Genomic DNA, 17,631 nt, shown 5'->3' with positions numbered 1-17,631 from the left:
AATAAATCTTATCTGTTCCTTCCACCAACAATTACAGGAACATTGCCTCCTTGACTACCTGGTAGAGAAGGAACAACTTGTGTCTCCCCATTCCATTTATCTAAGAAAAGTTTAAAAAGAACTTGATCATCAAGACTTTTATTTAATGTGTCATACCTCAAAGCCTCTTGTTCCGCAATTTTAACTTCGGTCTGAGCTCTTAATAATTTCTGCTCGGCAATCTGTTTTTCTTCAATAGCTGCTCTGTATTCATCTGCAATTGTTAAACCAGTTAAATCAAGAGATTGAACATCTACATAATCAAACTTATTAAGTTCATCAGCAACTGTTTTTTCCACTAATTCAGAAATATCACTCCAGGAGCTAGCAATAGTTACCAACTCATACTTTGAAAAGACTGATTTAAGAGCCTTAAGTAATGATGGTTGAATAATCCTGTTATAGATCTCTCTATCGTTGTAAGAGATAGTTTTAAATACTCTGCCAGCCTCATTAGGCTTAAGAGCATATTTAACAGTTGCAGTAGCAGAAATCACCTGCAAATCTTTAGTTAATGAATCAAACTTTTCAGGTCTAACTTGAGTCTGAACATTAAAAGGATAAGTATTTTGAACGAAGGGGACCTTAAAGTTCAAACCAGGCTTACGAGATCCACCACTTACTTTTCCTAATGTTGTCACAACTGAAACTTGTCCAGCAGGGACAACAAAAAATGCTTGTGTAAGAAGTAAAAAACCCGTAAAGGAAAGGACAAGTAGAAGAGTTGTTGTTCCACCTGGTCCATTTGGAGTCACATTACGAAATGGAGTTGTCATAAAAAAAATTATCTACAAATATTTTATGTTGATTTAGAGAATATTGCGAAAATTGTTAGATAGAAAAAATAATTACCTTATAATTAGAGCCAGGAAAAATGAGATTTTATAATGCTAAAAGTATCCTTATTTTCTCCCTAAATGATCTCTTTAGAAATGCGTAAAACCTCCAAATATAACTCTTCATCTATCTCTCTAATATCATATTCAGTGGGCATCGCACCATGCTTATACTCATGAACAATCATCCAGCATGTTCTTTCTAATTCTTTTTTTGACTTCCCAGATAAGTCAATCGCTTTTTTAGAAAGTCTATTAATTAAAGGATCCATAATAAAAAGGCTAAATTTCCAAGATTTTTATATATTAATTTTCTATCTGTAATTTTGAAATTGAAGAGCTACCTCCAAATCATCTTCTTGCTTTTTAATTAAATTAATTACAGATTGTAAATCATCTTTATTTTTGCCTGTAATTCTCAAACTATCTCCTTGTATAGATACTGTTACTTTTTTTATATTATCTCGAACTAATTTACTTAATTTTTTCGAAATTTCTTGAGATAATCCTTTCCTTAATTTAACAATTTGCATTACCATATTCCCTCCTATAGTTTCAATCTTTTGAAAATCAAATATCTTTAATGATAAATTTCTTTTAGTAGCTTTCTTTAATAAAATATCTTTTACAGATTCGATTGTCATGTCGCTAAGAGAGATAATAGATAATTCATCATCTTTAATCTCTATTTTTGTCTTTGAGTCTTTTAGATCATACCTTTGATCTACTTCCCGTCTCAATTGATCAATAGCATTTACTAGTTCTTGTTGATCAAATTCTGAAACCACGTCAAAGGAGTAAGAAGAGGGCATAAAAATTTCTATTTGTTACCACCATCTTATGAAAAAAAAGCCAAATTGCTTATAAATACACTTATGAGATATTTCATAGACATAACAATTATCTAAAAGTAAAATTATTACACTTTGATTGAAAATTAATCAAAAAACATAAGGCTCACGACTTTTCCCATATCTTCAGCGCTATGACAACTACTCAATAATGTTTCACTGTCATGAAATGCAAAGCAAATCAATTGATCACATCTATTAATAATTTCTTGATTACAAAGACTACTTGCCATTGGCAAAGGTAAATCATTACTGTCTTCTTTTTCTATTAAATGTAAAACGTTATCAAGAAGATCCTTAACTTCTGCAGTCTGCCTATCTAGAGATTGAGGCAACAAAACGGTCAATAGAGAGGGGTTAACATCTAAAACGGCTCGTATTACTGCAGCATTTACACCTTGAGAACCAGATGTAATTATCGAATGGCCCTCTTGAGCCAAAGATCTTGCTATTAATTCAACTATATGAATGGAAACAACAGGTACATGCCTGCTACCTAGAAAAGCTATTCTTCTTTTTCCCTCGTTTTTCAACAAGGCCAATTCCTGAGCGAGAGTATCAACTCGTCCCAATGCAGGAAGATCGAGCGATCGGCTCAAGGACATCCTAATTCAGATAATGTAAAGTTAGCACTATTCATGAATTCCAGTAGAAATTTCTAAAGTTTTAAAGATTCGATGAAGATCACAATGTTCTTGAACCAAACGAAACGCATAAGTAGCTTTGACTGTTTCATGAAGACGAACATGACCAAATGCCTGCTCAATTACCTCAACTGTTGAGAGAGTATCTCTATCAACTTTCAGTAATGGAACTTCCAATTCTTCTGATCTATTAATTAATTGTGGTAGTGGTTCACCAGCTCCAGTAAGTATTAGGCATTGAGTAGAAGCCTCCAAAGCAGCCAATTGGATATCAGTTCGATCAGCGCCTGTCACTACTGCCATGTTACGCCTTCTGCGAAAAAATTCCATTGCACTATTAACACTCATCGCGCCGATACTCAATGTTTCTACCATTAACTCAAGCCTGTCAGAGCAACATATAACTCGAGCATTTAAACGTCTCACCAATTCTTCCACAGTGACACTCCTTAACAAAGGAGACCTAGGCATCACTCCAAAAACATTTAAACCTAGTGACTCAAGAGATGGAACTATATTCTCTTTAATATCCTTGATTTGATCTGGGTTCACAGCATTTAAGACAATACCACTCAAATTATCTCCTAATTGATTTTTAGCCTCCAATAAAGCTTCAACACTTCTACTATCTTGCCAAAAATGAGCAAGTAAAACTTTAGCGTTTAAACCTTTTGCTAGTTGACTTAGACTTAAACCATACAAGAGTCCCTCATGTAAGCTACCTGCTGCCTCAAGAATATTTATAGCCTTTTCAGAAGAATCAAGAAATGATTTTAATTCATCAAATTTAATCCCTGCATCTAAAATATTATCTTGAATTCTTTCCCTTGCTGTAGAGGCGGCCAAGAACTGAATGGAAGGAATTAAATTTTCAGCAGATAAATTTAATGTCTCTCCCACAAACCTGACATCATCATCAATCAGATTTTGAATGTCTCCACTACCCGAGACATTTAATTCAAGACTTGTGGCTAATGGCTTACCAAATCTAACCATATGATTAGAGGCAATTAAATTTCTTGCGATACCAAGAACTAATGCTGACTTGCCGCTAAATGGTTCACACGATCCTATTAGAAAGGTCTTGCTCATTAATTAAAGACCTGATGTGAGATTAATAACCTTATAAGTTTAGGCTTTTTGAAAAAGTTCTCAACACCAAATCTGTATAAAATTCTAATTAGACAAAAATACTATAGTAATTCCTATTTTTCTGATAAAAAACAATGGATTCAACTAAATGAATAAAAACTTATCAGAAAATTCAAGGTTCAAAGGCTTAAGGATTGCCATAACTGGTGCAAACGGGAGTCTTGGTCAGTCGCTTATTCAGGAACTGAAAAAGAAGGGGGCTTATATTCTTGGGTTAACTCATAGCAAAAATAACAATGTCAACATTGATGAAAGCGCACCTAATGATTGGATTTACTGGTCATGCGGAAAAGAGGATGAACTTTCAAGTTCCCTTGCGAATGTTGACATTTTAATACTTAACCATGGATTTAACCCAAAAGAAATTATTGATTTCAATGAAATAAATAAAGCTATAGAAATAAATGCGCTTAGCTATTGGAGATTGATTCAAATCTTTGAAGGCTTAGCAATAAACAATAATGAATATATTTCAAAGGAAATATGGATAAACACTTCAGAAGCAGAGATTCAAATAGCTTTTAGTCCTGTATATGAAATAACAAAACGTCTAATAGGTGAACTAGTAAGTTTAAAAAAAAGTAAATTATTAATTGAAAAAAGTAATTACTTGATTATCAGAAAATTAATACTTGGCCCATTCAAATCCAAATTGAACCCACAAGGAATTTTGAAGCCTGAATTTGTTGCAGAAAGAATAATAAAAAAAGCAGAAAAAGAAGGTTATTTAATTATAGTAACTCCCAATCCGATTACATATTTATTAATGCCAATAATTGAATCAACTAGAATATTTTATTCAAGATTTATAAAGAGAATTTACTCAAACTAAGCTTAAAAAAAATATCAATCTCCTCTATCAGTTAGTATCTCAAAACCATTTTTCGTAACTAAAACAGTATGCTCCCATTGAGCAGACAAATTTCCATCCTTTGTTATTACTGTCCATCCATCTCGAAGGGTCTTACAGTATTTTGTCCCTAGATTTACTATTGGTTCCACAGCGATAGTCATACCCTCTCTTAGAGTAACATTTGGTAAATCATTAGTTCTAAAATTAAATACCGACGGTTCTTCATGAAGATTCCTACCTACTCCATGACCTGTGTAATCTTCAACGATACTAAAACCATTAGCTTGCACATAATCTTCTATTGCTCCAGCTATATCAAGCAGTTTATTTTGTGGCTTAATTTGTTTGATTCCTAGCATTAAAGCTTCTTGCGCAACTTTGCTTAATTTAGTTGCTTCATCAGAAGTTTCCCCTACACAGATAGTAATACAACTATCTCCGTGGTAACCATTATAGAATGCCCCTGTATCTACTTTAAGCAAGTCACCATCTTTAATAATTTTCGTCTTAGCAGGAATGCCATGAACAACTTCATTATTTATGCTTGAACATATACTTCCTGGGAATCCATGGTAACCTTTAAAACTTGGCTTTGCGCCATGTTCTATTATACGTTTTTCTGCATAATTATCTAAGTCCAAAGTAGACATTCCAGGTTTAACTAAGTCTCTGATTTCACTCAATACTGTTGCAACTATCTTACTAGATTTACGCATGATTTCTATCTCTCTTGAAGACTTAATTTCAACTCCTCTCCTTTGCTTAATAACAGGAGCATTATTGCTAAGATTTCTTGAGCTTGAAGAGGAAAGAAGATCAGAGAAAAGTTTCATTGTTTAGAAAAAAAATAAAAATATCAAAATTTGCATTTTAATAACCAGTTTATAATAGATAAAATATTAAATGGATAGGGAACAATTCATCAAAAAAATTTATTTATTTAATAAATTTTCAATATAAAAAAAAAGTTTTCAAAGGCTAGTTTTCCAAAACATCGATAAATTACTGATAAAGCACAGATGGGTTTTTGTGCTAACACAGGTATCACAAGTTCAAATACACAAAAAATTTTTAATTTGTGAACCAAGCGGTTACAATAATGGCTCGGTCAATTTAAGAGTAATTGGTGATGTCAGTTGATTCGAAAGAGCCCTCATCTAACGAGGCAAAAGTTGAAGATAAATCAAATGCTCCAGTGGAGTCTGAAGTGACAAACGCTTCTAAAGCAAAATCTAATGGAAAGAAAATTTCAATTAAAAAGCTCTCTCCTGCAGAAATAATAAAGACTTTTGAAGAAGCACAACAAACAAAAAATCTTCCTGACATCTATGTTGGAGACACCGTTCGTGTTGGTGTCAGAATAAGTGAAGGTAATAAAGAGAGAGTCCAACCCTACGAAGGTGTTGTGATAGCAAAGCGACATGGAGGAATCCATCAAACAATTACAGTAAGGCGCATTTTTCAAGGAATAGGAGTTGAAAGAATTTTTCTGGTTCACAGTCCTCAGGTTGCATCCATTAAGGTTGAGCGCCGAGGTAAAGTAAGAAGAGCGAAGCTTTTCTATCTGCGTGAGCGAGTGGGCAAAGCCACTCGCGTAAAGCAGCGCTTCGACCGCTGAGGTTTCGGCCTCCTCAATCAAAAGTCATTGATCAACAATGACTTAAAGGGTATATAAAATGCGCCGTTAGTTCAGTTGGTAGAACGCAGGTCTCCAAAACCTGATGTCGGGGGTTCAAGTCCTCCACGGCGCGTTCGAAAACCCTTTCTGCAGTTACTTATTTAAAGAATGGAGTTGGATCTTCAACCTGGCGATGTCGTAAAAGTTCTTGAGTCAGCCGCTTTAGGCTGGGTCAGAGCTCGAGTTATTCGTGTAAAATCAGGAGGTCGTGTTGTAGTCCAAAGCGACCAAGGACGCGAGTTCACAGCTCGTGGAAATCAAGTTAGGCTTATAGAGCCAGCAGGTTTTCGTCCTTAAAGTCATCTACTTATTTAGTTTTATTTCATCAGTACCTCTCTTAAAAGAGAATTAGATTGAAAAAAACCTTATAAAGATAGTTTTCTTAAGTCAACAATATTAATTCTTAGTTGACTAGAAGGCATTTTTAGGATGATACTCATTGGGTCAATTAAAAGGATTTCAAATAAAAGATAAAATCCTTTTTAAGGCCTAAAACTGGGACCGTAGTTCAACTGGTTAGAGCACCGCCCTGTCACGGCGGAAGTTGCGGGTTCGAATCCCGTCGGTCCCGTATCTAAATCGAATTAATGCTTTGACAGTCAGGGTAAGATTAGCACCAAGTCCAACTGGGACACTTCATCTAGGAACAGCAAGAACGGCACTTTTTAACTGGCTATTTGCAAAAAAAGAGGGTGGTACTTTTCTCTTAAGAATTGAAGATACTGATATTGAAAGATCAAAAGAAGAATATATAAAAAACATATACAATGGACTCCGATGGCTAGGAATCAACTGGGATGAATCCCCAACTATTCAAAGTGAAAGAATAAATGAACATAAACAAATCATAAAAACGCTTCTCGATAAAGGATTCGCATACAAGTGTTATGCATCAGAAGCTGAACTAGATGAAATGAGAGAAACTCAAAAGAGAAAAGGTTTAGCTCCAAAATATGACAATAGGCACAGAAACTTAAATACAGAGCAAGAAGCAGAATTTATCAAGGCAGGAAGAGAACCTGTTATTAGATTCAAAATCAGCGATCAAAAATCAATTTCGTGGAATGACATGATTCGTGGAAAAATGACTTGGAGTGGAAAAGATTTAGGCGGTGATATGGTCATTGCAAGAAGAGCACCAGCAAATTCAATTGGTGACCCCTTATACAATCTAGTTGTTGTTGCAGATGATTCGGCTATGAAAATCTCCCATGTAATAAGGGGAGAAGATCATCTTGCAAATACAGCAAAGCAAATTCTTCTTTATGAAGCTCTTGATCTCAATATTCCTGTTTTCGCTCATACGCCTTTAATTCTAAATTCTGAGGGTAAAAAACTTTCAAAAAGGGATGGGGTTACTTCTATTTCTGAATTTAAAAAAATGGGTTACACATCTGAAGCGATGGCAAATTATATGACTCTTCTTGGCTGGTCTGTTCCAGAAGGAATAAATGAAAGATTCAAAATTTCAGAGATCTCAGAAATTTTCAGTTTTACAAAGGTTAATAAAGCTTCAGCTAAATTTGATTGGGACAAATTGAAATGGCTTAACGCTCAAGTAATTCATGAAATGTCAGCCGAAACTTTATTAGAAAATTTAGATCCCATGTTTAAAGAAAAAGGGTGGAATCTTCCAAATCAAGAATGGGGTATTAATCTCGCTAAATTAATTGGGCCATCCATGGTTCTAATCAATGATGGAGTAGATCAAGCCAAACCTTTTTTTGAAGAGCCTGAATTAAGTGATGATGGCAAAAAACAATTAGAAATAAACGAAGCAGCAGTAATTTTTAAATTTATTCTTGAAAAGCTGGAAAACTTAGATTCTTCATTATTTAGTAGGGAGGAAGCCCTTGATTTAATTAATCAAGCCACAAAAAACTGCGGTGTAAAAAAAGGTCTGGTTATGAAAAGTTTAAGAGCTGCACTTTTTGGAACTCTAAATGGACCTGATTTAATTCAAAGTTGGGTTTTACTCTCAAGATTCAGTAAGGATAGAACTCGAATTAGTCGTTTTATCTAAATCTTTATCTTCATCCAATAAACCCAATTTTTTTGCTAACGGTTGAGCAGTTAAACCTTGAATGCCTACTGTCATTAATATTGTCAAAAAAACTAATCCCTGAAGTTTTCCAGCGCCTAAAACCCCTGCCTGCTCTAATCTAATTGAAAACAAAGAAGCAACTGCTGCAGTTACTATTCCACGGGGCGCCAACCAACCAAGAAACAATCTTTGTTTATTTTCAAGAGGTAATCCATAAGTTGCTATGGACACCGCTATGGGTCTCACTACAATCATTAAGAACAGAACACAAGTTATACCTCCCCAACCCAAGGGACTCAATTCCCCCCACGAGACATCTGCTGCTAGCAGAGGGAAAAGCATAGTTATTGCTAATTGAGCTAATTCTCTTATTAATTTATCAAGTTCATTCGCCTCCGTAGAAGGTCTTTGTCCTACGACAAACCCTGCTGCAACAGACGCAGGCAAACCTGATTCAGGTAACAACCATTCGCATACTCCATATAATAAAAAAATCACCCCAAGAGTAAGTTGCAATCTGATCCCGATATAAGGTTCAGATCTTAAGCGTTTCAAGCCCTCTGAGAGCAATAAACCTGCAATTGAACCAATTAAAACTCCTCCTCCAAGCCTTGAAAGGAGACCAATTAATAACTCTTTCCAGCCATGCAAATCGCCTACAACTAGCTCTAACAATAGGAGTGCAAGTACTGCTCCAATGGGTTCGAGTATCAAACCCTCAGCCTCGAGCACATCACTTAATGGAGATGAAAGTCGAATTTGTCGAACTAATGGAGTTACGACAGTTGGCCCGGTAGCAAGAACAATTGCGCTATAAACCCCAGCTACGGACCAACCAAGTCCTGCAAACCAATGAGCCGCAAGAAAGCCTGCTGCTAATGAAATAATTAATCTAATAGATAAAATTCTTATAACTATTGACTTAATTGCACCACCAGGGAATCGAAGGTTTAAACCACCATCAAACAAAACAAGGCTTACCAATAAACCAACTATTGTCTCCAACCCCTTTCCAAGATCTAATGGTTCAACCAATCCAAGACCTGATCTCCCAATCAACAAACCAGATAGCAACAATAAAACCACCCCAGGAAGTCCTGTTAGCACCGACAATAATCTTGCTCCAGCTCCAGAAAAAACTGTGATACCCCAAAGCAAGCCCAGTCGCTCAGGAGTCATAAATAACTAGCAATGAAGACATAAACGAGTATCCATTAAATCTACCTAAAAAAATAAAAAAGTTAACAAGTTGATTTTACTTACATATTTTTATAGAATAGCAAATCTTTTAATCCAAATATAATTTATACGTTTTAATTTGGAAAATAACTGACAAAAAAAATTAAAAAATTACATATCAAATTTTTTCAAGAAAGATTGATTAGGCATATAGAGAGGATGACGAGGGTTCCCTTTTTTGCTGAGGCCAAGACTTAAAACTCGTTTGAAAGAATTATTTTCTTTTGACTTTAGATTTGAAAAGTTTTTAATTAATTTTAGAACTTTACGATCACGTCCTTTTAATTGTCCTTTATCCCCCCACCCTAACCACAAGTCACAATTACTATCTTCTCTCCAAAATTCTAATGATTTTAAAATAATCAAATCATTATTTTTTCCAATTGGGTCATTGCTTTTTGATAGTTGAATGGGAGACTTGGAAATCAGTCCAAAGAGATTGATTATGTAGATATTTTTATAATTCCATCTCATACAAAAATTAATTATCCTAACTAGAGTCTTGTCGTTATTTGATGAATTGGCTTCTGAAGGATTTAAGCCAATAAAAACTACGGTCTTTTTACCACTTAATAATTCTCTTTTTAAAATCCATCGATAAGACCTGCATTCACTAAATAAGCAAAATGACAACAAAAAAATTAGAACTAAATTTGATTATAAAATCAATGTTTTTATCTAGCCTGAAAAAATTAAATTTGATACTAAAAAACTAGTTAAGACAATAATTAAACCTGCAATTGCCATTCTGCCGTTCCAAATCTCAGCTTGAGGAGTGAATCCTCTCTTCCATGAATTAAGTTCTCTTGAGCTTGCAGGCCTAGTTGATTTATTTGATTCATTTCCATTTTTCAATTGCATGGGGGAAAATTAAAAGCTTGAAAATATTGGTTAAAAAGGAGGTTTAGAATCATAAAGTAAATCAGATTTTTCTAAGGGCCAACGAGCGGAAACACCAAGTTCAATTGAACTTTGAACATTATTAGAAGAGAATCTTAACAAAGCTGCAGCACCAATCATTGCCGCATTATCAGTACAAAATTCCATTGGTGCAAGAGCAATTTTAACTCCCTTCTCAGATGCTTTTGCAAGCATCATTTCCCTTAATCGGATATTTGCAGCAACTCCTCCTACCAGTACAAGAGAATTTAGACCTTGATCAAGAGCACATCGCAGGCTCCTCTCTACTAAGACCTCCGCCACTACGTATTCAAAACTTGCAGCAATGTCCTCTGTTGGCAATTTTTTATTTTCTGACCTGATTTTTTCTATCTGTCTAAATACAGCCGTTTTCAAACCACTAAAAGAGAAGTCATATGGATAAAAACCACCTTCAGGGTTAGATACCCTCCCTTTTGGGAACAAAAACTTTTTCGGATCTCCAGATTTAGCTATTTTTTGAATTGCTGGCCCACCTGGATAGGAAAGTCCCAGCAGTCTTGCGACCTTATCAAAAGCCTCTCCTGCTGCATCATCATGACTTCTACCAAGACGTTGATACTTATGATGAATATCTACTTTTATCAATTCAGTATGTCCTCCACTAACCAATAAGACTAAGAAAGGAGGTTTAGGATGATTTTCTGACAAATATATCGATGAAAGATGTCCCTCCAAATGATGAATTCCTAAAAATGGAATTTGATGCAAATTTGCTAAAGTTCTAGCCGTAATTGATCCGACTAAAAGTGAACCTGATAATCCTGGAGTAACAGTTGCTGCTATTGCATCTATATCTTTTATTTTTAATTTTGATTTTGCAAAAACTTCTTCAATTAAAAATGGAAGATTTTCCAAATGTCTTCTTGAAGCAATTTCCGGAACTACGCCACCCCAATTAGCATGCTCTTCGATTTGTGAGGCTATTTCATTAGCTATCAAGCCAATTTTTCCTTTTTCATCAGAAACTAAAGCTGCTGCGGACTCGTCACAACTTGTTTCGAGGGATAAAATTATTGACATTAATGACTAGTTATCAACTAAGTTTAATATTGAAATCCTATTAAAACAGGACAACAGGAAGAAATCAGAACTCATGAGTCGTCTTTTATCAATCCTACTTTCAGCATTCCTCTTTTTAGGAATAGCTCCTATAGCAAACGCAAGATCTGGTCCAGCTCTAAATGCTGATAGAGCACCTACAGATTTTACAGCTTCCGCTCTGGTAACTTGCGCTGAGAATGCTCGTTTCCAAGAAAGAGCAAGCGCAGCCTCAACCGATCAGGCAATAAAAAGATTTGAAAGATATGGAAAAGCCTTATGCGGGGATGATGGTCTTCCTCATTTAATTATTGGTCCTCCCATAGAGCCATGGGGTGCATGGTTTAACAGAGGTCATGAAGGCGACTTACTTATTCCTGGAGTAATGTTCATTTATATTGCAGGAATAATTGGTTGGTCAGGAAGGGAGTATGTAAGAGCTGTTAGAGGGAAAAAGAACGCTGCAGAATATGAAATTATTATTGATACTGATTTGGCATGGCAATGCTTAAAAAGAGGAGCCGCTTGGCCTCTTCAAGCGAATAGAGAGGGAAAGAATGGAGAGCTTAGGGAAAAAGACAATAATGTTAGTCTTAATGGTCCAAGAGGCTAAAAAATTATTTATCTAATTAAAAAAAACACTTAATTTATTCAATCATGTTTCAATTATTTCGTACTAAATGGTTTAGATCAGCCCCTGTAGTGGCAGCGATTTGGATCACAATAACAGCAAGTATTATTGTTGAATTTAATAGATTTGTGCCAGACCTTCTTTTCCACCCAATGTCTTTTTAATAATAGAAATTAATTCATTAAATTTAAGTTTTTAATCCCATTAAGCCTTCAATTTCCTTGAAGGCTTTTTCTATATCTTCATTAATAATTACAGCGTCAAACTCTTTTTTAGCAATAAGCTCCTTCTTTGCTATGGCCAAACGATCTCTAATAGATTTCTCGGTCTCAGTGCCTCTTCCTCTAATTCTTTTTTCAAGTTCAGATAAATTTGGTGGTGCTAAAAATATTTGTAATGCTTCAGGGAAAGACTTTCGAATTTGTCGAGCACCCTCTAATTCAATTTCAAGAAGAACATTAGTTCCTTTTTCTATTTTTTCTTTAACTATTTTTTTTGGAGTTCCATAAAAATTATTAGAGAATGAAGCCCACTCAAGAAAACCCTCACTATCAATTATTTCTTGAAAATTTTTCTTATCTAAGAAAAAATAATCCTCCCCTTCAATTTCTCCTGGTCTTGGTTTACGAGTAGTGGCAGAAATAGAAAGCCATACATCCCTATGGCTTTCAAGGATTTTCCTAACAATTGTTCCTTTACCCACCCCACTTGGGCCAGTAAGAACAGTAAGATTTCCTAAAGATGACATAATTAAATCATATCTAATTTACCTACTAAGGTTGATTACGTTATTTATAAAGTTAAAAGGATGATATATGAACAAAGTTCCAATTCAAATAATGGATTTAACAACCCTTAAAGCGGTTGTTTTCGAACTTAGCCAAGACATAGTTCCAAGTAGATTTGAGAATGCACAGCAAATTGATTCACATACTCTTCAATTAGGATTTAGAACACTTGAAAAACTTACATGGATTGAAATTAGTTGGCTTGCTGAGTCCCCAAGAATCGTACAAATACCACCTCCAAAAAGACATGGTGAAAAAAGCACATTAGCGAAACAACTAAAACATTTATTAGTCAATTTAGCTTTAGTAAAGATAGAACAAAATGGGTTTGAGAGAATAGTGAGGTTTAAATTCTCTAGCAGACCTGGTAAAGAAATTGAGAGAGAACTTGTAGTCGAGTTAATGGGTAGACACAGTAATATTTTACTTTTAGATAGATCAAGCAAAGTAATTACTCTTGGGAAACAAATAAAAGAAAATCATTCAAGACTTAGACCAATAGGGACTGGAGATAGCTACAAATCTCCTCCAGCCCTTAAAGGATTAGCCCCTAAACCCTCCGAATCATTTCAAACATGGAAAGAAAATATATGCTTGGTTCCATCAACATTCAAGAATTGTCTTAAAGATACTTATCAAGGAATAAGTCCAGCTCTAACACTACAAATTGCAAGCAATAATTACAATGAAGCAATTAATATAATAAATCAATCGGTAACAAGTATTGAATTAAAAACATGGGAAGCAATATATAAAAGATGGAAGAAGTGGCTAATAGATATTGAGAATAATAATTACGCTATAAATTTCAATGGTCCAACTGATTTTGTCGTCTGGGGAGAAGTAAAATCAAGAGTTCAGAAGACAAAAATTGGTCTTAGCCTTGGCATATATTATTCAAATAAAATTATAGATAGAAAAATGAATTCTATTAGAGAAAAATTAAAAAATGATCTACAAAAGTCAAAAGACGATGAAATAAGAAAACTAAAAGAGCAGAGATTACTAATTCAAAATATTTCTGAATACATAACTATGCAAAACAAGGCTAATAATATTCTAACTTTAAAATCTCCAACGAAGAAGCAAATAATTGAGGCTCAGAAGCTATTTAAAGAAGCTAAAAGAAAAAAAAGATCTAGAGGATCAATTCTTAATAGAGTCGAATTTCACAAGAAGAAAATATCTGAGATTGAATATTTTGAGTTATTTCTTGATTCCTTAATGTATGCAGAGGATGAGGCTAATGAAAAGAAACTAGATTCAATAATTGAACTTAAAGAAGAGGTGGAAGAATATATTTGCAATAAAAAAAATCCATCCAAGCTTAAATCAAATAGAAAAAATGAACAGGCTTCAACTATTAAAGAGATTTTAAGTCCTAGCGGTCTAAAGATTCAAATAGGTTCTAATAACAGGCAAAACGAATTAATTAGTCTAAGGAAAGGTAAAAAAGGGGATCTTTGGTTTCATGCTCAAGAGACACCCGGAAGCCATGTTGTACTTAAATCATCAAGTGGACTTTTTGATGACAAAGATATTGAATTAGCTGCTGATCTTGCTTCTTTCTTTAGCCGTGCAAGAGGTAACAAACTTACACCAATAATTATGGTCCCAATAGAGAATCTACAAAGGATATCAGGATCCTTACCTGGAACTGTTACTCATAAGGGCGGGAAGGTTCTGTGGGGAAAAGCTGAGAGAGCTGCGAAATATTTCCACCAGAAGTGAACTTCAATGACTTACTATCAACTTCATTAGACCAGTTTAAAATGATTGACTTTTTGCTAGGCACGCATGAGTTTCTTGGTAATCACACTTTTCCAGAGTTTTTAATTGGATATGCATTTGGAGCAGCATTAATTATTGGAGCTCCAACAGTCTTTCTTTTATTGGCATTTACAAGCGCTTTAATGAAAACTAACGGAAAAATGGGTGGCTATAAAGAATATGCTAGCTATGGTGAATCCTCACTAAATGATTGTCCTCCTTTTATTTTGCCTGATCCAACAAAAAACAAGTAAAAAGATCTATCTTGATAGACAAATTATCAATAAGTTATCTATTTATCACTACAAAAATATCTAGGAAAATTTCTTAATTACTACTTAAGAACTCAATTTCCTACTAAAATAAATTCATTAAGCTAAATCGACCTGAATAGCTCCAAGAAAAACGAAAATATTTTAAAAGCTCCTCCTCCTATAAAGATCGAGGGGAAAGCTAATTCAAATGAGACATCTCAATCCTTTGAGATGCCTTTTGTTGATCATCTTGAAGAACTTCGTCAAAGGATCCTTAAAAGTCTTATTGCCGTTCTTCTTCTATCAGGCTTTTGCTTGTTATTTGTTAGGGAACTTGTACAAGCATTAGAGATGCCAGCAGGAAAAATACAATTTTTACAAGTAGCACCTGGTGAATTTTTATTTACTTCAATAAAAGTTGCAGGTTATGGGGGGCTTACTCTTTCTCTTCCTTTCATCCTTTACCAATTCTTAAAGTTCATCCTTCCAGGTCTAACAAAAAAAGAGAAGCTTTTTATAGCACCATCAGTTGCAGGTTCGGCAATTTTATTTTTCTTAGGAATTTTCTTCGCTTGGAAGGCTTTGATACCTGCGGCTTTAGGATTTCTAATAAATTATGGGGCCGATGTGGTTGAACCACTATGGTCAATAGAAAAATATTTAGATTTTGTCCTTCTACTAATGCTTTCAACTGGTTTAGCCTTCCAACTACCAATACTTCAATTAATTTTAGGTTTCTTTGAAATAATTTCTTGGAGAAAGATGTTATCTGCATGGAGATTCGTAGTAATGGCCTCAGCCATTGCAGGAGCTGTTTTAACTCCATCAACCGATCCCATAACGATGCTTCTTTTATCAACATCGATAACTTTTTTGTTTTTTATTGGAATTGGTTTAGTTGCCTTAACAAAAAATCTCAAAGGACAAATTCGCCCATCCTCTGATCCCTAGGCAAAGCTAATGTAATCGCTTTACCTAGTCTTGGTTTAGCCTGAACATTTTCAAGCCAATTTCTAACAAAATTTGATTGACCTGCACGGTTAATTATTTCTAAGGTTCGATTTAAGTTTTCTTTAAAGGTATCTTCATCGATTGGGAAAGACTGTTGTTCTAAAAATCCCCACATCATTTGCAAATATATCTGGTCTCTTTTTATTAACAAACGCAAATCATATGTTACGCCCCAGCGCCTTCTTAAGCACTCCATTACTTCTTCTGCTTCCAATGGAATTGAAGAAGAGTAACCAGCAGAATTTGACGAATTAAATTCAAAACTCATTTCAAAACCTAGTCTTAGCAGAGATTAGTAGCCCTTTATGCATCCATTCTGGTCTAATATCTTTATATAGGTGAACGTGTGTAATGACACAAATGACAACTGCAGATGTGCCTTCAATGGGCAGAAGGCAGTTCATGAATCTGCTTACCTTTGGCACCGTTACAGGAGTTGCTTTAGGGGCGCTATATCCAGTAGCTCAATACTTCACTCCATATAGGGCTGGTGGTGGAGGTGGTGGAACAAATGCAAAAGATGAATTAGGCAATGCTGTCAGTGCAAGTGGTTGGCTATCAACCCATCCAGTTGGTGATAGAAGCTTAGTCCAAGGACTTAAAGGTGATCCAACCTACCTAATAGTTGAGGGTGAAGATGCTATTACTAGCTACGGAATCAATGCAATTTGTACTCACCTTGGTTGTGTAGTGCCGTGGAATAGTGGAGCAAATAAATACATGTGTCCGTGTCATGGAAGTCAATATGATTCCACAGGAAAAGTTGTAAGAGGTCCAGCCCCTCTATCATTAGCCATAGCTCATGTCTCAGTCGAGGATGATCAAGTTCTAGTTAGTCAATGGACAGAAACCGATTTCAGAACTGGTACTGATCCTTGGTGGGGTTGATAAATAAATGAAAAAAACCTTCAATACCACTTCTAAATCCATGATTCGTTGTTTAAGACTATTTCTCTTTTCAGTTTTTATTGGATTTTCAATACTAATAATCCCTCAACCAAGTTGGGCTTATCCATTTTGGGCTCAACAAAAATTCGAAAATCCTAGGGAGGCAACAGGAAAAATTGTTTGCGCTAATTGTCACGTAGCAAGTATGCCAACAAGAGCTGAAGTGCCTCAGGCTGTTGCTGCTGATAGTGTTTTCAAAACAGTAGTAGAAATACCTTATAAAAAGGATCTGCAAGAAATTGGAGCTGATGGCAGCAAAGTTCCTCTCCAGGTTGGAGCGGTTGTAATGCTTCCCGATGGATTTAAGCTTGCCCCTCAAGAAAGATGGACTGATGAAATAAAAGAAGAAACACAAGGTGTTTACTTCACTCAATACAGCGAGGAACAAGAAAATATTATTTTAGTAGGCCCTTTGCCTGGGGATCAAAACAGAGAGATTGTCTTCCCCGTCCTCTCCCCTGATCCTAGAAAAGACAAAAATTTTAACTTTGGAAAGTATTCAATTCACATAGGAGGTAATAGAGGAAGAGGACAAGTTTATCCAACTGGTGAAAAGAGTAATAACAATTTATTTACAGCAACCAATTCAGGAACAATAACCTCAATCGAAACAAATGAAGATGGAACACAAATTATTAATCTAAATAATGAAGAGGGGGAAAATTTTGCTGAAAACATTCCTGCAGGGACTTCATTATTAGTAAAAGAAGGTGAAGCTATCGAGAAAGGTGCAAAATTAACTGAAGACCCAAATGTTGGAGGTTTTGGCCAACTTGATAAAGAAATAGTCTTGCAAAGCAAGGCAAGAGTTATTGGAATGATAGTTTTCTTTATAGGAGTTGGGTTATCACAAATAATGCTTGTTCTTAAAAAGAAACAAGTTGAAAAAGTTCAAGCTGCTGAAGGAATATAA

The 17,631-nt window shown here is 35.0% G+C and carries 23 protein-coding genes and 2 tRNA genes; 13 read left to right on the top strand and 12 right to left on the bottom strand.

Features of this window, described 5'->3' with window-relative positions; all coding sequences use genetic code 11:
- Window positions 1-8 precede the first annotated feature (8 nt).
- The 5 genes from AC6EIZ_RS10710 to AC6EIZ_RS10690 form a co-directional block, all read right to left on the bottom strand.
- Window positions 9-815, bottom strand: a complete 807-nt coding sequence (locus tag AC6EIZ_RS10710; RefSeq protein WP_498511133.1) for a prohibitin family protein — start codon at window positions 813-815, stop codon at window positions 9-11.
- A gap of 137 nt (window positions 816-952) precedes the next feature.
- Window positions 953-1,147: a DUF8662 family protein gene (locus AC6EIZ_RS10705; protein ID WP_498511131.1), complete on the bottom strand. Its 195-nt coding sequence runs from the start codon at window positions 1,145-1,147 to the stop codon at window positions 953-955.
- A 42-nt stretch (window positions 1,148-1,189) separates the two neighbouring features.
- Window positions 1,190-1,687 (bottom strand): YajQ family cyclic di-GMP-binding protein, encoded by a 498-nt coding sequence (locus AC6EIZ_RS10700; protein WP_498511129.1) that lies wholly within the window; start codon window positions 1,685-1,687, stop codon window positions 1,190-1,192.
- A 125-nt stretch (window positions 1,688-1,812) separates the two neighbouring features.
- Complete coding sequence (locus tag AC6EIZ_RS10695; RefSeq protein WP_498511127.1) at window positions 1,813-2,331, bottom strand: DNA recombination-mediator protein A; 519 nt, start codon at window positions 2,329-2,331, stop codon at window positions 1,813-1,815.
- Between the two features lie 27 nt (window positions 2,332-2,358).
- Window positions 2,359-3,462 (bottom strand): phosphotransacetylase family protein, encoded by a 1,104-nt coding sequence (locus tag AC6EIZ_RS10690; protein ID WP_498511125.1) that lies wholly within the window; start codon window positions 3,460-3,462, stop codon window positions 2,359-2,361.
- Window positions 3,463-3,610: 148 nt separating this feature from the next.
- Between AC6EIZ_RS10690 and AC6EIZ_RS10685 the strand changes: the two genes are divergently transcribed.
- Window positions 3,611-4,354: an SDR family oxidoreductase gene (locus AC6EIZ_RS10685; RefSeq protein WP_498511123.1), complete on the top strand. Its 744-nt coding sequence runs from the start codon at window positions 3,611-3,613 to the stop codon at window positions 4,352-4,354.
- Window positions 4,355-4,368: 14 nt separating this feature from the next.
- Here the strand turns inward: AC6EIZ_RS10685 and map are convergent, their stop codons facing one another.
- Window positions 4,369-5,208 (bottom strand): type I methionyl aminopeptidase, encoded by an 840-nt coding sequence (gene map, locus AC6EIZ_RS10680; RefSeq protein WP_498511121.1) that lies wholly within the window; start codon window positions 5,206-5,208, stop codon window positions 4,369-4,371.
- A gap of 296 nt (window positions 5,209-5,504) precedes the next feature.
- On the opposite strand from map, the gene rplS reads away from it, so the two are divergent.
- From rplS to gltX, 5 genes are all read left to right on the top strand, one after another.
- Window positions 5,505-5,993: a 50S ribosomal protein L19 gene (gene rplS / locus AC6EIZ_RS10675; protein WP_498511119.1), complete on the top strand. Its 489-nt coding sequence runs from the start codon at window positions 5,505-5,507 to the stop codon at window positions 5,991-5,993.
- A 60-nt stretch (window positions 5,994-6,053) separates the two neighbouring features.
- Window positions 6,054-6,126, top strand: a tRNA-Trp gene (locus AC6EIZ_RS10670).
- A gap of 35 nt (window positions 6,127-6,161) precedes the next feature.
- Window positions 6,162-6,350, top strand: a complete 189-nt coding sequence (locus tag AC6EIZ_RS10665) for an SH3 domain-containing protein (protein WP_006043540.1) — start codon at window positions 6,162-6,164, stop codon at window positions 6,348-6,350.
- Window positions 6,351-6,550: 200 nt separating this feature from the next.
- A tRNA-Asp gene (locus AC6EIZ_RS10660) sits at window positions 6,551-6,624 on the top strand.
- A gap of 21 nt (window positions 6,625-6,645) precedes the next feature.
- Window positions 6,646-8,076 carry a glutamate--tRNA ligase gene (gltX, locus tag AC6EIZ_RS10655; protein ID WP_498511117.1) on the top strand — a complete coding sequence of 477 codons (1,431 nt, stop codon included), beginning with the start codon at window positions 6,646-6,648 and terminating at the stop codon, window positions 8,074-8,076.
- Here gltX and AC6EIZ_RS10650 read toward each other — a convergent pair.
- The 4 genes from AC6EIZ_RS10650 to tsaD all read right to left on the bottom strand — a co-directional run bounded on the left by AC6EIZ_RS10650 (window position 8,032) and on the right by tsaD (window position 11,298).
- Window positions 8,032-9,276, bottom strand: a complete 1,245-nt coding sequence (locus AC6EIZ_RS10650; protein ID WP_498511115.1) for a cation:proton antiporter — start codon at window positions 9,274-9,276, stop codon at window positions 8,032-8,034. The genes gltX and AC6EIZ_RS10650 overlap by 45 nt on opposite strands.
- Before the next feature lie 171 nt (window positions 9,277-9,447).
- Window positions 9,448-9,969, bottom strand: a complete 522-nt coding sequence (locus tag AC6EIZ_RS10645) for a DUF1643 domain-containing protein (RefSeq protein ID WP_498511113.1) — start codon at window positions 9,967-9,969, stop codon at window positions 9,448-9,450.
- Between the two features lie 45 nt (window positions 9,970-10,014).
- Window positions 10,015-10,197, bottom strand: a complete 183-nt coding sequence (locus tag AC6EIZ_RS10640) for a high light inducible protein (RefSeq protein WP_498511111.1) — start codon at window positions 10,195-10,197, stop codon at window positions 10,015-10,017.
- Window positions 10,198-10,227: 30 nt separating this feature from the next.
- Entirely contained in the window at window positions 10,228-11,298 is a 1,071-nt protein-coding gene (gene tsaD, locus AC6EIZ_RS10635) for a tRNA (adenosine(37)-N6)-threonylcarbamoyltransferase complex transferase subunit TsaD (protein WP_498511109.1), read from the bottom strand.
- A 73-nt stretch (window positions 11,299-11,371) separates the two neighbouring features.
- Here tsaD and AC6EIZ_RS10630 point away from each other — a divergent pair, with 73 nt between their 5' ends.
- Entirely contained in the window at window positions 11,372-11,929 is a 558-nt protein-coding gene (locus AC6EIZ_RS10630) for a Photosystem I reaction center subunit III (RefSeq protein WP_498511108.1), read from the top strand.
- Between the two features lie 44 nt (window positions 11,930-11,973).
- Window positions 11,974-12,111, top strand: coding sequence for a photosystem I reaction center subunit IX (psaJ, locus tag AC6EIZ_RS10625; protein WP_269604761.1), 138 nt, complete (start codon window positions 11,974-11,976; stop codon window positions 12,109-12,111).
- Window positions 12,112-12,134: 23 nt separating this feature from the next.
- Here psaJ and gmk read toward each other — a convergent pair whose 3' ends face one another.
- Window positions 12,135-12,695, bottom strand: coding sequence for a guanylate kinase (gmk, locus tag AC6EIZ_RS10620; RefSeq protein WP_498511106.1), 561 nt, complete (start codon window positions 12,693-12,695; stop codon window positions 12,135-12,137).
- 67 nt (window positions 12,696-12,762) lie between these two features.
- Between gmk and AC6EIZ_RS10615 the strand changes: the two genes are divergently transcribed.
- The 3 genes from AC6EIZ_RS10615 to tatC all read left to right on the top strand — a co-directional run bounded on the left by AC6EIZ_RS10615 (window position 12,763) and on the right by tatC (window position 15,710).
- A complete protein-coding gene (locus tag AC6EIZ_RS10615; protein WP_498511104.1) occupies window positions 12,763-14,466 on the top strand; it encodes an Rqc2 family fibronectin-binding protein in 1,704 nt (567 codons plus the stop codon).
- A 41-nt stretch (window positions 14,467-14,507) separates the two neighbouring features.
- Window positions 14,508-14,759, top strand: a complete 252-nt coding sequence (locus AC6EIZ_RS10610) for a hypothetical protein (RefSeq protein WP_413389984.1) — start codon at window positions 14,508-14,510, stop codon at window positions 14,757-14,759.
- Window positions 14,760-14,990: 231 nt separating this feature from the next.
- The gene (tatC, locus tag AC6EIZ_RS10605; protein ID WP_498511102.1) at window positions 14,991-15,710 is read left to right on the top strand and encodes a twin-arginine translocase subunit TatC; all 720 of its coding nucleotides are present in this window, start codon (window positions 14,991-14,993) and stop codon (window positions 15,708-15,710) included.
- Here tatC and AC6EIZ_RS10600 read toward each other — a convergent pair.
- On the bottom strand, window positions 15,676-16,038 hold the full coding sequence (locus AC6EIZ_RS10600; RefSeq protein WP_498511100.1) for a DUF3067 family protein: 363 nt from the start codon (window positions 16,036-16,038) through the stop codon (window positions 15,676-15,678). The two genes, tatC and AC6EIZ_RS10600, sit on opposite strands and share 35 nt — an antisense overlap.
- 83 nt (window positions 16,039-16,121) lie before the next feature.
- On the opposite strand from AC6EIZ_RS10600, the gene petC reads away from it, so the two are divergent.
- On the top strand, window positions 16,122-16,658 hold the full coding sequence (petC, locus tag AC6EIZ_RS10595) for a cytochrome b6-f complex iron-sulfur subunit (RefSeq protein ID WP_498511098.1): 537 nt from the start codon (window positions 16,122-16,124) through the stop codon (window positions 16,656-16,658).
- A gap of 40 nt (window positions 16,659-16,698) precedes the next feature.
- Complete coding sequence (gene petA, locus AC6EIZ_RS10590; protein WP_498513272.1) at window positions 16,699-17,631, top strand: cytochrome f; 933 nt, start codon at window positions 16,699-16,701, stop codon at window positions 17,629-17,631.

The sequence above is a fragment of the Prochlorococcus sp. G4PB16 genome, assembly GCF_059772465.1.
This window is presented reverse-complemented; position numbering and strand designations above follow the sequence as displayed.

Excerpts from the sequence above, each read along its gene's own strand:
- AC6EIZ_RS10695 (WP_498511127.1), bottom strand. The coding sequence starts at position 2,331 with ATGTCCTTGAGCCGATCGCTCGATCTTCCTGCATTGGGACGAGTTGAT.
- tatC (WP_498511102.1), top strand. The coding sequence starts at position 14,991 with ATGCCTTTTGTTGATCATCTTGAAGAACTTCGTCAAAGGATCCTTAAA.
- AC6EIZ_RS10665 (WP_006043540.1), top strand. The coding sequence starts at position 6,162 with ATGGAGTTGGATCTTCAACCTGGCGATGTCGTAAAAGTTCTTGAGTCA.
- AC6EIZ_RS10710 (WP_498511133.1), bottom strand. The coding sequence starts at position 815 with ATGACAACTCCATTTCGTAATGTGACTCCAAATGGACCAGGTGGAACA.
- AC6EIZ_RS10650 (WP_498511115.1), bottom strand. The coding sequence starts at position 9,276 with ATGACTCCTGAGCGACTGGGCTTGCTTTGGGGTATCACAGTTTTTTCT.
- petC (WP_498511098.1), top strand. The coding sequence starts at position 16,122 with ATGACACAAATGACAACTGCAGATGTGCCTTCAATGGGCAGAAGGCAG.
- map (WP_498511121.1), bottom strand. The coding sequence starts at position 5,208 with ATGAAACTTTTCTCTGATCTTCTTTCCTCTTCAAGCTCAAGAAATCTT.
- gmk (WP_498511106.1), bottom strand. The coding sequence starts at position 12,695 with ATGTCATCTTTAGGAAATCTTACTGTTCTTACTGGCCCAAGTGGGGTG.
- tsaD (WP_498511109.1), bottom strand. The coding sequence starts at position 11,298 with ATGTCAATAATTTTATCCCTCGAAACAAGTTGTGACGAGTCCGCAGCA.
- AC6EIZ_RS10700 (WP_498511129.1), bottom strand. The coding sequence starts at position 1,687 with ATGCCCTCTTCTTACTCCTTTGACGTGGTTTCAGAATTTGATCAACAA.
- AC6EIZ_RS10690 (WP_498511125.1), bottom strand. The coding sequence starts at position 3,462 with ATGAGCAAGACCTTTCTAATAGGATCGTGTGAACCATTTAGCGGCAAG.
- AC6EIZ_RS10600 (WP_498511100.1), bottom strand. The coding sequence starts at position 16,038 with ATGAGTTTTGAATTTAATTCGTCAAATTCTGCTGGTTACTCTTCTTCA.
- psaJ (WP_269604761.1), top strand. The coding sequence starts at position 11,974 with ATGTTTCAATTATTTCGTACTAAATGGTTTAGATCAGCCCCTGTAGTG.
- AC6EIZ_RS10615 (WP_498511104.1), top strand. The coding sequence starts at position 12,763 with ATGAACAAAGTTCCAATTCAAATAATGGATTTAACAACCCTTAAAGCG.
- AC6EIZ_RS10640 (WP_498511111.1), bottom strand. The coding sequence starts at position 10,197 with ATGCAATTGAAAAATGGAAATGAATCAAATAAATCAACTAGGCCTGCA.
- AC6EIZ_RS10685 (WP_498511123.1), top strand. The coding sequence starts at position 3,611 with ATGAATAAAAACTTATCAGAAAATTCAAGGTTCAAAGGCTTAAGGATT.
- AC6EIZ_RS10610 (WP_413389984.1), top strand. The coding sequence starts at position 14,508 with ATGATTGACTTTTTGCTAGGCACGCATGAGTTTCTTGGTAATCACACT.
- petA (WP_498513272.1), top strand. The coding sequence starts at position 16,699 with ATGATTCGTTGTTTAAGACTATTTCTCTTTTCAGTTTTTATTGGATTT.
- rplS (WP_498511119.1), top strand. The coding sequence starts at position 5,505 with ATGTCAGTTGATTCGAAAGAGCCCTCATCTAACGAGGCAAAAGTTGAA.
- AC6EIZ_RS10705 (WP_498511131.1), bottom strand. The coding sequence starts at position 1,147 with ATGGATCCTTTAATTAATAGACTTTCTAAAAAAGCGATTGACTTATCT.
- AC6EIZ_RS10630 (WP_498511108.1), top strand. The coding sequence starts at position 11,372 with ATGAGTCGTCTTTTATCAATCCTACTTTCAGCATTCCTCTTTTTAGGA.